This window comes from Paenibacillus maysiensis (assembly GCF_000520815.1).
GTDB classification, from domain to species: Bacteria; Bacillota; Bacilli; order Paenibacillales; family Paenibacillaceae; genus Paenibacillus; species Paenibacillus maysiensis.
Map to the genome: position 1 here is coordinate 63,808 of NZ_ASRY01000265.1, position 15,669 is coordinate 79,476.

Below are 15,669 nucleotides of genomic sequence, written 5' to 3' on the forward strand. Positions count from 1 at the left end.
TGCTATTGATAACCAAGTTGCCCTGAGATCATCCTTTCACTGAACCAACAGTCAAGCCTTTGACGAAAAAACGCTGAATGAACGGGTACGCGATTAGGATGGGTCCTGTCGCTACAATGGTCATCGCCATCTTCAAGCTTTCGGTCGGGATACTTAAATTGACGACTGCCCCCGATTCCATCATCGCCTTGCGCATGCCGTCCATATTCCCAAGCATGCGATAAAGATAGTACTGCAGCGGCATCAAATTCTCTTGCGAGATAAAGAGCAGCGGGTTATACCAATCGTTCCAGTAACCAAGCGCGATGAACAATCCTATGGTCGCCAGTGCCGGCTTCGACAAGGGGATGATCAGCTCGATAAAGATCCTAAAATCGCCCGCTCCGTCTATTTTAGCGGATTCTGTAATCGCTTCTGGTATATTACTCATGAACGTCTTCATGACAATGATGTAAAACACATTCATCAATAAGGGAAGAATCAATACCAGAAAAGTATCCTTCAGGTGCAAGTATTCAACAACGAGCAAATACCAGGGGACAAGCCCACCGTTGAACAGTGTCGTAAAGAAGAAGTAGAACGAGAAGGTTCCTCGCCATTTGAAATCCTTCCTAGCCAGAACATAGGCCGTCATTGCGGTCAAAAACAGCCCGACTACCGTCCCGATGGCAGTCACCCCGATCGTGACGGCGTAAGCCTGGATCATCTGTGAGGGATATTTGAACAGAATACTATACGCTTCGATCGAGAAGACCGTCGGAAACAACTGAAAGCCATTCTCAATAATGCTCTTCTCCTCTGTCAACGAGGAGGACACGATCAAAATAAAGGGCAAGATGCAGAACAAAGCCAGAATAGTAAGCGAGACGTAACCGATAATATTGAGCAATACACGATCGGCAGACACGCGTCTTCTGCCTACCGCTTGGGCGACTGGGCTCGTATTTATCGTAGACATGGGCATTTCCTCCTTCTCTTAGAATAATGCACGGTCTTTATCGTATTTGCGAACCGCGTAGTTGGCAATCATGATGGTCACGAAGCCAAGCAACGATTGGTAGAAGCCCGCTGCGGCCGACATGCCGATCTCATTTGAGCTCATCAGCAGGCGGAAGACAAACGTATCGATGACATCTGTATTTGAGAATAAGAGACCGTTGTTGCCGATCATGTTGTAGAACATCCCGAAATCCCCACGAAAAATATTGCCGATCGCCAGCAACACCAGGATAATCATTGTTGGATACAGGTTTGGCACAGTAATTTTCAGGATTCGCTGGAAGACGTTGGCCCCATCAATTTCCGCCGCCTCGTACATCTCGGTATCGATGCTCGTGATGGTAGCCAGATACATAATCGTCCCGTAACCGAACGCCTTCCATGTGGATACGATGATCAGAATGAACGGCCAATACGCGGGGGTATTGTAAATGTCGATCGGCTCCATGCCCAGCTTCGTCAACATCGCGTTAATAAACCCGAAGTCGTAGCTAAATAAGTTGAATGCAATGGCGCCGACGACAACCCACGAGATGAAGTAAGGCAGGAAAAACACCGTTTGAGTCAACTTTCGAAACCACTTCCCCCCCACCTCGAACAGCAGGATCGCGGCAAAGATTTGCACTACGTTGTTCACGACGATGAACGCGATATTGTAAAGCGCGGTGTTGCGTGTTACGCGCCAGGCGTCACCTGACTCGAAAAGGAACCGGAAATTATCGAGACCATTCCAGGGGCTCCCGAATACACCGCCATCGAAGTTGAATTGCTTGAACGCCAATACGATTCCCGCCATAGGCACGTAGGCGAACAGAAAAATAAAAAGTACGCCTGGTGTGAGCATCAGTAGCAGGGTTTTATACTTCCTGACATCGCTCCAAAATCCATGCAGGTTCATATGCTCCCTCTCCTCTCTCCTCTTTGTCCCCATTATAGGCGAGCGTTATAGGCCTTGAAAATTTAGCCAAGCAACAAAAAACTATACTTTTTCACCGATCTGTCGAACCGTGCCGTTTACCTCCATAAAAAAACTACACTGCCCCATTGATTAACAAGGCCGGCTGGAACCAAGCAACAGAGATTTCAAAAGAAGCCTAATTATCTAATACACATTTAAAATAAGGTCAGTGAGTTCATTGATTAGGCGTAGAAAAAAAAGACCCTCGGTCATGATTCGACCGGGACCTCAATCACCCATATAGCTATCAAATTTTGTGCTTCTTGCGGTATTCGCCCGGCGTCATGCCCATTGCTTGCTTGAAATTCCGGTTGAAATAAATTATATTCTTATAGCCCATCTGATCAGCGATTTCATAAATTCTCTTCGTCGGGTCTTTGAGCAGCTCGCACACACGATCCGTCTTTAGGCCGATCAAGTAATCGCTGAAATGTGTGCCCGTCTCCTCTTTGAATAACTGGCCCAAATAGTTCGCAGTAAAATCTAAATGCGCCGCGACTTCCTTAAGCGTAATTTTCTTCTCCAGATTATTCTCCACGTATCGCATGATTTCTTCAATTAGTTTGCGCATCTGCCTTTGTCCCTTGATGTACAGCATCTCAGACAGCTCGAAGAATCCCCTGCGAAGCCAAGACAGAATGTCATGCACCGTCTCGAATTGAAACAGTACGTCTGGTTGGCGCGATTCCCATTCCAGCAGCTCGTATAAATTTTCTTTTCGCTGCTGAAGATCGGCATGCAGCTTGGACGTCATACGTATGATAAGCGCGTACACGCCTTCCTTGCCAGTCAGTGTCACATCCTGTTGAAGCAACTCCATCAAACAGTCGTCAATTGTGACCAGATCGTAGTCCAAGATCGCTTCAAGCATTCGATTGACCTTCTCTTCCATGCACTTGCCCGGCGTATTTTGGGAATGCGCCTCGATCACTCCTTGAATGATTCGATTTTTGCCGAGCAGCCATTTGGCGCCAAGCGCCGCCAGCGCCTGTCGAAAAGACTCGTGGAGTTCCGTCTCGTTGGATGCGTTACGACCGACGCCGATCGTGACCGTGCGAGAAGTGCTTCGATTCACATGTTCGACAAGCTCCTTAAGCAAGCTATTGAACCTGGACTCCGGCACGGCTGCAAGAATCACGAATCGGTTTCCCTGCCCCTCGATGACGGTACCGAGCCTGATGTCCGCTGCAAATGTCTTGATCGTCCGGCTGATCTTTCGAATCTCTGCGCGTTGCTCTTCCAGCGGAAGGTTGCGCATCTTCCATTCTAAGTCGTCAATTTCCACGAGCGCCACGGACGTCCCCTTCTCCAAATAATGCGCAAGCACGCCACTAACGTGCGATGTGGCCGGCGCGGGCGTTCGTTCCTCAAACCACCGTAGGAGTAGCTCTTCGTTCACGAGCGACAGGGTTTCCGTAAAGGAACGATCCTGCTCCAGTTCTTGCTCGATTTTCGCGACCTGCTCCGTCAGTATGCGAAATAATTCTTGGTCTTCGACCGGCTTCAGCAAATACCCTGAAGCATTGATCTCGATCGCTTCCTTGGCGTAGCCGAAATCCTCGTGGCCGCTAATAAATACGATCTTAACCTTCGGATGGATCGTCTTCGCCTTCCGGGCGAATTCGGTTCCCGTCATGATCGGCATTCGAATGTCCGATAAGATCAAGTCGATCGGTTCGGATTCCATGAGCTTCAATGCCTGAAAACCGCTATGGGCCGTGCCCGCTACGCGGACATTCAGCCCACTCTCAAGGACGCGTCGGCGTAGCCATTCGAGGTCGACCACTTCATCATCAACTAGCAACAGATTAACACTCATGTACATGCCTCCGGTCGTTTCACTCATTTACACACTATGCCTGAATGTATCATACCTTTTCCCCCCGAAGGACAACATAGCGGTCTTCAATGAAAACGGATACAAATTCACGGTTACTGCCGTGGTTCGCCGCCCTGCCCATCCTGCTGCCCAGCCGGAAGCAGAATCCGCACCGTCGTTCCTCCTCCATAAATGCTTGCGATCTGGACGCCGTAAGCATCTCCGTATAACAGCTTGATGCGCTCGTCGACGTTTTTGACACCATAACCGCCCTCTTGCCTCGGGTTGTTTAGCAATCGCTCCAACGTATGGGGTTTCATGCCAATGCCGTTGTCGATGACCTTCAGCTCGATAAGATCGCCAATACGACACGCCTTAATCAGGATCGCGATCGTATCTCCGAACCAAGCGTGCTTAAAGACGTTCTCCACGAAGGGTTGCAGGATCAGCTTAATGACCGGCACCTGCAAAATATCGGGCTCGACATCAACATGCATCGTAAACGCGTCCGCATATTTTACCCGTTGGATCGCAAGATAGGTCGTTACTTGTTCCAGCTCTTTCTCCAGCTCAATACAGACACGGCCTTGGTTGAGGGTGAGACGGTAAAAACGGGAGAGCCCTTGCACCATCTCCGTCACCTTGTCCGTCTCTCCGAGATTCGCCAAGCTTCCGATCGTCGACAGCGTGTTATAGAGGAAGTGAGGATTGATCTGCGCTTGCAAGGCCTCCAGCTCAGCTTGTTTCTTTTGGATGCCTTCGATATATACGCTATCGATTAATTTTTGGATACTACTGGCCATCACATTGAACGCATCGGCGATTTGTACAAACTCGTCATTGCCGGAGAATTGTATCCGCTTTAGAAAATTCCCTTCCTGGAACGAACGAACAAGGTTGACGATCCTCGACATCCTACGCCCGGAAAGGCGGGCGACGATATAGCCAATGAAGGCCATGACAACAAAGCTAATGGCACATACGGTGATGATGATTCGCTGTAACCTACCCGCATCCTTTGACAAGTACGAATTGGGCACCAGCGTCTCGATTACAAAATCAGTACCCGGGATCTCTTCCAGGAGGCTTAGATACGCTTCGCGCGAGGCGTTTTGTTCGGCCATTCCTCGATGGTAAAGCGATATGCCAGTGGAACGGTCGACCAGACGCAGCGTAATCCCTTCTTCGAGTGGAAAGGCCACGAAATCGCCCAACAGGTCTTCGAGTGACACGGTGATACGCACATAGCCGATTTCGGTCTTATAATCGGCATACGATACCAAACGGCGAAAATGTGATATATTACCAAGTTTACTGTCGGTATCGATTTGCAGCCAGATGTTGTCCCGTTCCGTGGCTTGAAGCGAACGAAACCACTCGGCATGGGAAATCTCACCGAACGGCAGGATATAATAATCGTTTTGCGCGATCGGCTCCGCGAGGTTATCGCCACTCACAATGTTCAAATCGCTGTTCAGTGTATAAAGCATAAGGCGAATATCGTTCCCAGATAGCTGCAGCGGCGCTGTCATCTGCGGGATGATCTCGTCCAGCATCGTCCAGTAAATGTCCAGCGGATCTCCCTTCTTCTGAATGGCGTGCTGGAACGCTAGGCTGCCGAACAGCGAATCGGACATGCGCTGAATTTCGTCCATCTGATAAAGAATATTGTTCCTTGTCTGCTCCATACCAGTCCGAATATTCGTCTCAGCCATCTCCGTCCGCGAATGAACAAGCATCGAATACGAAATATAGCCGATCAACACGTCCGTAAGCAACACTAGCAGCAAGTAGGGGACCATCATTTTATAGGTAAAAGGCACATATGATTTCACCAGTAAGTTCCTTTCTCATTCCTCGTTCTAATAATAAATCTGGCCATGTTCTAACCACAAGTTCTATTCGATTCCGTGATCGCTGGTTTCGCCAGATAATCCTGACCTCTCCTCTTAATGAAGAACGGTCTTTAGAACTATAGAGATATTCCTGTAAAGATCTTTAGGGCTTGCTGAACGGATCGCATATTACAACCAGCAGTTGCAGGCCAATGTCGGTCTTTCTGGTCTTTTGAAGGTGTGTTTTAATACGGCCAAGTCCATAGCTGCACTTGCTGCTTCTTCCGTTCGGTTCGTATCTTACTCTTCTTCCCACGTACCTCTCGGTAAGCGTTATAACCCTGAAGGCTACATCTACACATTCTTACTGCGATAATGTATTTTATAGGTTTTCTGCTACTAACATTAAGGGCCTAGGTCTCCAAAATGTCCTCCATCCGAGCTACAACTCGCTACTGGATTTGGCAGGAATGCACCACTGTTTTTTCAAGTGAGACTTAAGCTTTGTTTTTTAACGTTGTCCGAATCGTTTCCCCTCCCAGCGCGATAATTCGGGTTTCGATCTCGCCGATCACTTGCGAAGGGCGTGCAGGTCTAATTTTGCTTTCAGCACTCCTCAAACTGATTTCAAAACCTGAGTATATATTATATTAAATGCATTATATTGCTTTTGCTCTCTACAGACAATAAAGTTGTTACAAGTGAGTAAAATGCATATTCTTTTGCTTGTGTAAGCAGCTTGTATAAAGAACAATACCCAAAAAAATCCAAAACTTTCTTTCATCTATAGCATTTATTCACAGTCATCCAATGGTTCTGTACTATGATCTAAAAGGTTCTCACAGTTTCCCGTAATTGTACGTAATAATTAACCTTAATACTCAAAGTGTTCACTTTGTTGAGTTCTTTCCCACTCTTGGATAGTCGGATTTCTCGTGATATATAAAAATACTGGATCAGGAAATCTATTGATTAAATTCATTGCAAATGTTGTCCACTGTAATTCATTATCAAGAGCAATATAAGGACTAATATAGAACGGGAATATAGGTTTGAATCCTTCACAAAGTTAACGATTTTGAATAGCAATTCCCTCCACCCTCACGTTCACCACGACGATGGATAACCCTGTCATATTGATCACATCTTCCATTACATTTTGTTGTAATTCTCTGGTCACTTCATGGATAAGACATCCGTAATCAACGACAACTTTTAGATCAATAGTTGTTTCATCCGAGCTAATTTTTACTGAAATTCCTTTTTTAATATTTTTTTCATTCATACGTTTGTTTGCTTCTTTCGAAAACCCTCCGTAAATTGCTGAAATTCCTGGGGTCTTTAATGCGGCTACACCAGTAATTTGGGATACAACATCATCTGATATTAGAATGCGACCGTGCTGCTCGTTTTCAGTCATACGACTCTCTCCTTTGGCATCGTATAAAATTTGCTTTTACTGCTTTTGATTTTTTAATACTTTTTTTCCTTACTGTTCATTGTAGTACACTCATATAAGAAAAAAATCGTACATTAGGGTAAGAGGCTAATGTACGATCGGGTAGGTGCTCAAGCAAAGCTATGGTCTTTCACTTTTCTATCCGTTACAAAGACAATGAGCTATCGTTGTTTGTATGCATTTCTTTCTTATGCTTCCGTTTCAGCTTCAGTTGAGCTACAACCATATAAAGAGTCGGAACTACAAACAACGTTAAAATGGTTGAAAAAATCAGTCCGAATATAATGGTCGCTGCCAATGGCTTGAATAGAATTTCTCCCATCGTAGCAATCGGTATCATTCCGACGATCGCAGTTAGCGAGGTGAGCAAGATCGGACGGAAACGGGCAGAGCATGCCATTAAGATGGCTTCTGTTAATTCGGCGCCTTCACGCCGTGCATCTTCAATAAACTCGATCAATACAATACCATTACGCACGACGATACCGGCAAGGGAAATGATACCCATGATACTCATAAAGCCGATTGGCATACCTGTAATAAAGCTACCAAGCACTCCTCCTGCTGCTGCCAGGTACACAGTCGTCATTATAATGATCGGTGTGGAAACCGAGTAAAACTGCATGGTGATCAAGAGCAGAATGAGAAAAACAACGATAACGGCTAATTTGCCTAAATCCTTAAACAAATCGGACTGCGTAGATGTTTCCCCGTCCATTTCCCAAGTGTACCCCGAATCGAAATGTGTACTTGTAAGCTTGCTACGGATGTCCTGGGTGAGCTCCGTAGCCGTGCGCCCTTTTGCATTGGCTGAGATCGTTACCGTCCGTTCCAAATCATAGCGGTGGATTTGCTGAATGGAAAAGTCCGGTTTCATCGTGGCTAACTGGGATAACGGGATCTGCTCTCCTCCCGCATTAGTGACACTTAGCTGTTGGAATAACACCTCAGGATCATGGTTAGGTTTATCCATGTACATATTGATATCCAGCAGTTCCTTACCCGTGTCAAAGTCCGTGACCTTCACTCCGTCACCCATTAGCAACAAAGTGCGGGTTAAGTTGGAATAGTTGACCTGATATTTATCCAAGGCCTGCTGGTTGACTTGAAAATTCAAATTATAGCTTTGCATCCCCATATTATCGGTCACATCTACAGCTCCAGAAGTCCCCGCAACGATTTCTTTTATTTTTGTGGTCATCGTTTGCAGCTTACCAAGGTCTTCTCCTTTAATACGGACAGACACTGCACTGCCGACTGGGATACCTAATTGAGGAACACGTATACTTATTAATGCTGCTGGATATTTGGCTTGCAGCGTACTTGTCCAGCTATCCACTGTTTTTTTGATATCAAAGACTCCCTCTTTACCAACAACAGCAAGTTGTCCGTGTACCGCGCCCACGGAGCCACTACCGGCTACTATATCGCTGTACATTTGAGGTGCTCCACCACCTGCCGTTGCTGCCAGATGTTCTGTTTCTGGCTGCTTTTTAACCCAGTTCTCAATCTCAGTTATAACCTGATTGGTTGCCTGCAACGACGTTCCTTCTGGCATCGTTACGTTGATTGTGGCATCCGGTTGGTCCGATTCAGGAAATAATTGAATGGGCACAATAGCAAGCAGTCCATAAGCTGCCGTACCAATCATAAGACCAATAAGCGCAGTGAAAAGTGGTCGACGCAGTATTCTCGGCATCCAGTTTTTAGCGTATACATTAGAGAGGGACTGAATTTGATTGCCAAGGAGCCCTGGAGGCTTGGTCGTTTTGCTACGTTCTTTACCTTTATGTCGGTTATCGTACCATTGACGGAAAATAGGAATGATCGTAAGCGACATAATCATGGAGGCCAGCATCGTTAACGAAATTACAGTAGGAATCGGTTTAATAAAGTCTCCCATATTGCCCGGCAGAAATAAAAGCGGGGCAAATGCTGCAACTGTAGCCAGCGTGGCTGTAATGATCGATAAGGATACTTCTTTCGTTCCTTTAATTGCCGCCTCCGTAGCATCTTCCCCAAATTCAGAGCGTCGGCGTTCAATGTTGTCGTTTACCACAACGGCATCATCAACCAGTATCCCCAGTACGATGATTAATCCGATGACTGAAATTTGATTCAGTGTCGTTCCTGTCATCGGCAAGACAATAAAACCGATGGCAATAGAAACAGGGATAGCCAACGCCACGAATGCAGAAGTCAACAAGTTTAAACCTAATGTACAAATAACAATAACCGATGCAATAGCAATCATCATCTCTTTGGACAGATTACCAAAGATTTCACTTACACGATCATTTTGAGCGAAGAGTAGTTCAAAATGTACATCTTTAGGTAAGCTACTCGCAAGTTCGTTGATTTTGGCTGTTGCCGCTTTGGATACCGTTGGTACGTCTGTGCCTGTATCTCCACTCAAACTGATTGAAATAGCAGGCTTGGTATTCACATACGTATAACTCTCCGTTTTTTTAAAAACAAGCGAGGCTGCACCGATATCCTTCAAGGATATAGGGAACCCTTCTTCGTTGCTTGAAATCTGAACGTTATTTAAAACATTGGGATCAGTTGAAGCATCTACCGTCAACTGATACGTACGCTGATTGAAATCCAGACTTCCTGTAGGTACTCTATCGTTTTCATTTTTAATGGCTTGAACGACCTGTTCCCAGGAGATGTCGTATTGCTGCATTTTTTGAGTGTTCAGGCTTATTCGTACTTCTTGTTCTGGAATTCCTTGAATATTAACTTTTGAAATACCTGGGACCGTTTTTAATTGATCTTTCCATTTATTCATCAATTCATTTAACGAGTATAGATTCTCAGCTTTATCAGAAGTGATTGCGTATGACCCGATGAAGGAGCCTGCCATACTATCATTGATAATGGGCTGCATCGCATCGTCCGGAAGCTCAGACTGTGCATCCTGTACTTTGGTACGAAGATCAGCCCACACTTTTGTCGGGTCCGCCTCATTCAAAGCTTCTATACTTATACTGGATTGGCCTTTTGACGAAGTGGAAGAAATCGTTTTGACACCTTGCACTTCTTTGATTTTCTGTTCCAATATCTTCGTAATGGTTTGTTCGATTCTTTCAGGTGAGGCCCCTGGATACACAGTTGTAACACTGGCTGACATAGGAATAACGTCAGGCATCTCCTGTTTAGGTAACGATGCAAAGTTGTAAATCCCTAGCAAAATGCACATGCCAAAGAAAATAAGTGTGATTTTCTGTTTTTTAACGATATATTTAATCATTCGGACGACTCCTCCGATTTCCCAAGTACATCATTCCCAATTAAATCACCACTAAATAGGGTTCCTGCACCTTGCGTAACGATTTGATCGCCTGCCTGTAGCCCAGAGACAACTTCGAGCTGATTATTAGTCACCTTCCCCAGTTTAATCGCTGTTTTAACGGCCTTTCCATTTACAGCTTTAAAGACATACGGGTCATTTCCCGTACTAATTACAGCCTCTACGGGCACTAAAAGCGCTTCAATTTGATTCATGCTTTTGGATGCACTAATGACTTGACCAGGCTTCCAATTCAGTTCAGGATTGGGAATGCTAACTTCCACATTGATGCTTCCCGTTTTGGAGTTAGTCGATGGATAGATCTGAGTAACGGTCCCTGTTCTAATTTCATTATAAAGTGATATATTTACTTTTTGATTTTTCTTCCACGATAAGATTTCGCTGTCCGGTACGGGAAGAAGTACTTTTAAAGTGCTGATATTTCCGATAATAAACGCTTCACTTCCGCTGGAGCCCAACTGCCCATCAGATATCTTTTTCTCAATCACAACACCAGCTATAGGGGATGTTAATGTGGTTTTCTTAAGCGCCAAAGCCGATTGCTCATAAGCGACCAATGCATCCTTGTAGGAAGCCTGAGCCTGAGCTTTACTGGCTAGCCCTTGTTGCTGAGTAGCCCTAGCCGATTCCAACCCTGCCCTGGCCTGATCTACACCATCCGAAGCTTGTGCACGCTGTTCCTGGGAAGCCCCTGCAAGCAAAAGGGACAATTGCTCTTGCGCATCACTCAAACTTTTTTGTGCGTTGGTTAATTCAAGCTGCGCATTCTCATTTTCCGTTAATGATACTGCCCCTGCCTGAAATAGGCTTTGCGTCCTGGCGGCATCTGCCTTTTTCTTGTTATAGGTATTGGTAGCCGCCGTAACTGCATTTTGCGCCTGTACAATTTCCTGTTTTTTGGCACCATTGTTTAATTCCCGTAATTTGGATTGGGCTGAATTAATCTGGGATTGTGCAGTATGAATACTCGCCTGTGCCGATTGAACAGAAGCGTCTGCTTGACTAACACCGGCTTTCGCCTGATCCATAGCTGCCTTGGCCCTCGCAAGCTGCAGTTGATAAGTGGATGTGTCCAATTTCGCGAGGACTGCCCCTTTATGTACCCGATCCCCTACTTCAACCGTTGTATTTAAAATACGTCCATCCGCTTCAAAGGAAACCGCAGTTTGATTGCTTGCCTGCAATGTTCCCGCCAAATTAAATTCATTAGCCAAAGGCTGCATCTTTACTTTTTGAATTTGTACCGGCTGACCAGATTTTGCAGTAGTATTCTCCGAAGCGCTCGAGCAACCGGAAACCACCATGGCGAGGGTTATTCCCGTGACTAGCATTTTGATTCGTGTTCTATTCAACAATTTCATCCTCCTTGACTTACTTCTAAGCGGTTACCAGCAATCTACGAGATTAACTGGATTCTTTCTCTTTTCATGGTACAACAGTTAACAAAAAAAAAAATCGTACATAAGGGCAAGCACCTCATGTACGTTTGGGCAAATCCGAAATGAATATATGTTTTTATTTACCAATTTTAAAGATGCAGAATGCCTCGTTCCAAAGACACGGCTACCGCTTCGGATCGGGAATCCACACCGAGCTTGTTGTAAATGTTCGTTAAATGTGCTTTCACCGTCCGCTCCGAAATCCCCATGTCGAACGCAATTTCCTTGCTCCTAAGTCCCTGTGCAACAGACTGTAAAATAATCCTTTCTTTCTCGGTCAGGATTGAAGTATCTTCATGCAGCTCAGTCTTGACCTCTCTCTCACTTGTTTTAGCAAAAACTCTAGCTGTAATTTCCGGCTGAAGAAGTGTCTCTCCTCTTAAAGCGGATTCAATAGTCCGAAACAAATTTTCACGGCTGGTATCTTTTAATAAATAGCCTTTGGCCCCCAAGGAGAGTCCCTGAATCATTAAATCATCCTCGTTATAGGTAGTCAGGATAATAACTGGTGTGTCATTTTGTCGCTCTTTTAAAGCTTTCATGGTCTCCAACCCGCTCATTTGCGGCATATATAAATCCATTAGGATGACATCCGGCTGAAGTTCCTCAATCAGGGTAAGAGCTGTTGCCCCATCTTCGGCTTCACCGACAACCTCGTAGCTGTCATTTGTCTCTAGAACAAGCTTTAGCCCTTCTCTAACCACCCAATGATCATCTACGATTAATATTTTAAATTTCATACTATGTCTCCTTTGCTAAGAGGTGCCTCTACTTTAATAGACGTACCTTCTTGAGCTGTGCTGTTGATCTGTATTGTTCCACCCAGTAGACGCGCACGCTCATGAATGCCTATGAGTCCGTAATGTCCTGATCGTCTGGCAATGAGATCTGGATTAAATCCTTTTCCATCATCACGGACCTCCATAGTAATTTTATCTTGTTGATCCAACATATTAATCCATACGTTCTTGGCATAAGAATGCTTGCCTACGTTCGTTAGACATTCACTTATGATATGTAGCCCATGCTCAATCAACAACCTGGATACCGAGGATTTAATCTTGATGTCCAGTACTGTTCGAATGCCGGTAGCCATTGTAAAACGCTGCGCTTCTTCCCGGACCGCATCCGCAAAGTCCACTTCCGAAGCCGATTTTGAACGCAGATTATCTATAGCCCTTCGTGAGTCAGCCAAAGCTTTGCGTGCCTGGGACATGGACTGCTGAACGATTTCGTGGGCTCGCTGTGAGCTACCTTGTGTCAGATGGGCATCTACGGCTTCCAACTGCATAATCAGGCCAGCAAGACCTTGAGCCAGTGTATCATGCAAATCCCGGGCCATGCGTTGCCGCTCGTTGGCTAACGTAAGCTCTTCCACTTTTTGATGTGCAAGCTCCAGCTCAGTAAGAAAGTTTTGGGTACGAATCCGCGCATTGACTTGTTTGTAGAAAAGAATAGAATATGCAGCTACGATAATAACGATAAGAATGAGCAACCCAATAAATAGCACGGAGTTCTCACCATCGCGATGCCATATCATAGCAAGACAAAAAAGAAGATAGAAACCAAAAAACACCAATACAACTTTTTTTGTTTGGTAATATATACCTATGCTTTGACCGATTAAAATCGGGATTAATCCAACCAGTACAATTGGGAAACTGGCAGGAAGAAGAAAAGCGCTTGAAAAGATAATTCCGGCTTGAATAATAAAATAAATCCATGAACCATAATGTAGAACTTTACGAACATGCCAGTACAAAAGTACATGCAAAGTTATTGCCAGAGAGAACAATAGACTTCGAAATGGTAATGGTGTAGATATATTTTGAATAACCATTCCTTCGATAAAGATGAAAACGATCCATAATATAATCGGAACTCTGGAAATATTAAGTCGATCATTTTCGCCATCGTAGATCTTTAAGTCTACATCTTGCTCTTGTTCATTGGATTGTTTGCCCATAGTTCACCTCTAACTTATATGCGTACAAAAAAGCATTATATTTATATTTTATCATTTTGTACCTTTTTTTAAAAATAAGTAAGACTATTTCTCAATATTTCTCAAGCCATTTTACAAAATGATGAAGTTAAAAAAACGTACACATGGGCGATGACGTGTGTACGTTTGGGCAAAAATGAATTTTAGTATGCTAAATAGTCAATATCAATCATAAATGTTCCCATTTTTCTCTGTAAAAAAGTAAGTATACCTTACTGACTATTACTTTAATAATCATATAATAAGGGATAGCCAGCACTATTCCTGTAATTCCTGCTAAATCTCCGCCAATCAGTACAAGAATAATCACTGTCAAAGGGTGAACGTCTAGCTGCTTACCGAATACATAAGGAGAAATGATATTGTCTTGTATCTGCTGGGCCAAAAGAATAACGATAAGTGACCAGATTGCCACAGACGGAGACTGAATAAATCCAATAATAACAATAGGGATCGATGATAGAATAGCACCTACAAAAGGAATGAAATTCATAACCACCGCAACGACGGTTAATAACAATGCATATGGCAGTCCTATCAAAAGAAATCCTAAGTACATTAACACACCAAGCGCCAAGTTAATAAGTACCCTTCCCACGATAAAGCTGCTAAGCGCGCTATCAATATCATCTAAAACCTCATTTGCAGCGATTAGAAAGCGTTTAGGAACAAAACTGACCAATTTGCGGCCGAATTTCCCCCCTTCCTTCAGCATGTAAAAAAGGATTAAAGGGAACGTAAACAATGCGATTGTAACATTGGAAACAAGACCAAACAATCCGGTTACATATTCCGTAACTAAAAAGAAACCTTTGTTCAAGTATTCGGTTAGGTGTGACAGTGGATTAACGTCGCCCGGAAAAATGGCAGAAAGTGCCCCATTCTGTTCTAATTCATGAACCTTATTACTTAATGCACTAAATAGACTGGGTGCATTCTCCACGAGGTTGATCATTTGAATACGTATGGAAGGCCAAATACCTACAATAAAGAGAGCTAAAATGACTGCAATGGCGAAATAAATGAGTATGATCGCAAGAGAACGGTTTAACTTATGTCTTTCCAGTAAATCTACCAATGGGCGCAGAAGATAATAGAAAAAAACAGACAGCATTAATGGCAATAAGACAACGCTGATTAACGAAGTTATTGGTACAAATAAAAAATCGACTAGTGTGCACAAATATATAATGATGAGAACAAAAATGATACCCATACACCATTTAAAAAACTTGTTTATTTGTGGAGAGTGATTAGGCATTAAAAATATTCCCTCCTGCCTTCGCATTTTTAATGAACAATTTTAACTTCTTCAACTGACCACACCCTCTAACATAATAAAAAGAAAATTTCCATTATTAACACCCTGCTAATTTTTACTTTGATTTCTCCTATTCATTTTAAATCGAATACTGAAATAAAAAATCGTACATAAGGGCATAAACCTTATGTACGATTGGGCAAATTATTTAAAATTTTTGCAAGGTTCTCGGAAGGTCTCTATCTTTAGATGGATACTTAAGCATATCTTTTCTCAGCAAACTCATTAGAGATTTGTTGAGGCATTTTTCCTCATAATCCAGAAAATCATACTCATTATCAAACTAAATTTCCAGAAACTAGGCAAGCTTTATTGATCGCACTTGCAGGCTGTGTGGTTGTGTCCTTTCAAGAAGGAGCTTCGTGCGAAGCTTTCTAAGTTTCTTTATTGGGTCAAGGAACAGTTAGAAATAACAGTCCTCTTAGCAGATTCTGATTCTTACTCTAATGAAGTTGATAGTCTCGGAGTATTAATTGAATTAGCAACTACTATGAAAATTTATTGCACCAAAGTGTGGA

The 15,669-nt window shown here is 43.9% G+C and carries 10 protein-coding genes; all 10 read right to left on the minus strand.

Going from position 1 to position 15,669, the window contains the following annotated elements:
• Positions 1-28: 28 nt before the first annotated feature.
• The 10 genes from L696_RS0118095 to L696_RS0118140 all read right to left on the minus strand — a co-directional run bounded on the left by L696_RS0118095 (position 29) and on the right by L696_RS0118140 (position 15,091).
• Positions 29-958: a carbohydrate ABC transporter permease gene (locus tag L696_RS0118095; protein WP_025684891.1), complete on the minus strand. Its 930-nt coding sequence runs from the start codon at positions 956-958 to the stop codon at positions 29-31.
• Between the two features lie 18 nt (positions 959-976).
• The gene (locus tag L696_RS0118100) at positions 977-1,897 is read right to left on the minus strand and encodes an ABC transporter permease (protein ID WP_025684892.1); all 921 of its coding nucleotides are present in this window, start codon (positions 1,895-1,897) and stop codon (positions 977-979) included.
• A gap of 307 nt (positions 1,898-2,204) precedes the next feature.
• Complete coding sequence (locus L696_RS0118105) at positions 2,205-3,776, minus strand: response regulator (protein ID WP_025684893.1); 1,572 nt, start codon at positions 3,774-3,776, stop codon at positions 2,205-2,207.
• Positions 3,777-3,889: 113 nt separating this feature from the next.
• The gene (locus tag L696_RS0118110) at positions 3,890-5,611 is read right to left on the minus strand and encodes a sensor histidine kinase (protein ID WP_025684894.1); all 1,722 of its coding nucleotides are present in this window, start codon (positions 5,609-5,611) and stop codon (positions 3,890-3,892) included.
• Between the two features lie 1,069 nt (positions 5,612-6,680).
• Positions 6,681-7,031, minus strand: a complete 351-nt coding sequence (locus L696_RS28805) for an Asp23/Gls24 family envelope stress response protein (protein WP_049827439.1) — start codon at positions 7,029-7,031, stop codon at positions 6,681-6,683.
• Between the two features lie 184 nt (positions 7,032-7,215).
• A complete protein-coding gene (locus L696_RS0118120; RefSeq protein ID WP_025684895.1) occupies positions 7,216-10,326 on the minus strand; it encodes an efflux RND transporter permease subunit in 3,111 nt (1,036 codons plus the stop codon).
• Positions 10,323-11,747: an efflux RND transporter periplasmic adaptor subunit gene (locus L696_RS0118125; RefSeq protein WP_025684896.1), complete on the minus strand. Its 1,425-nt coding sequence runs from the start codon at positions 11,745-11,747 to the stop codon at positions 10,323-10,325. Before L696_RS0118125 ends, L696_RS0118120 begins: the two co-directional genes overlap by 4 nt.
• Positions 11,748-11,914: 167 nt before the next feature.
• Complete coding sequence (locus L696_RS0118130) at positions 11,915-12,565, minus strand: response regulator (RefSeq protein ID WP_025684897.1); 651 nt, start codon at positions 12,563-12,565, stop codon at positions 11,915-11,917.
• Positions 12,562-13,791, minus strand: coding sequence for a sensor histidine kinase (locus L696_RS0118135; protein WP_025684898.1), 1,230 nt, complete (start codon positions 13,789-13,791; stop codon positions 12,562-12,564). Before L696_RS0118135 ends, L696_RS0118130 begins: the two co-directional genes overlap by 4 nt.
• Positions 13,792-13,999: 208 nt before the next feature.
• Complete coding sequence (locus tag L696_RS0118140) at positions 14,000-15,091, minus strand: AI-2E family transporter (RefSeq protein ID WP_025684899.1); 1,092 nt, start codon at positions 15,089-15,091, stop codon at positions 14,000-14,002.
• Between the last annotated feature and the right edge of the window lie 578 nt (positions 15,092-15,669).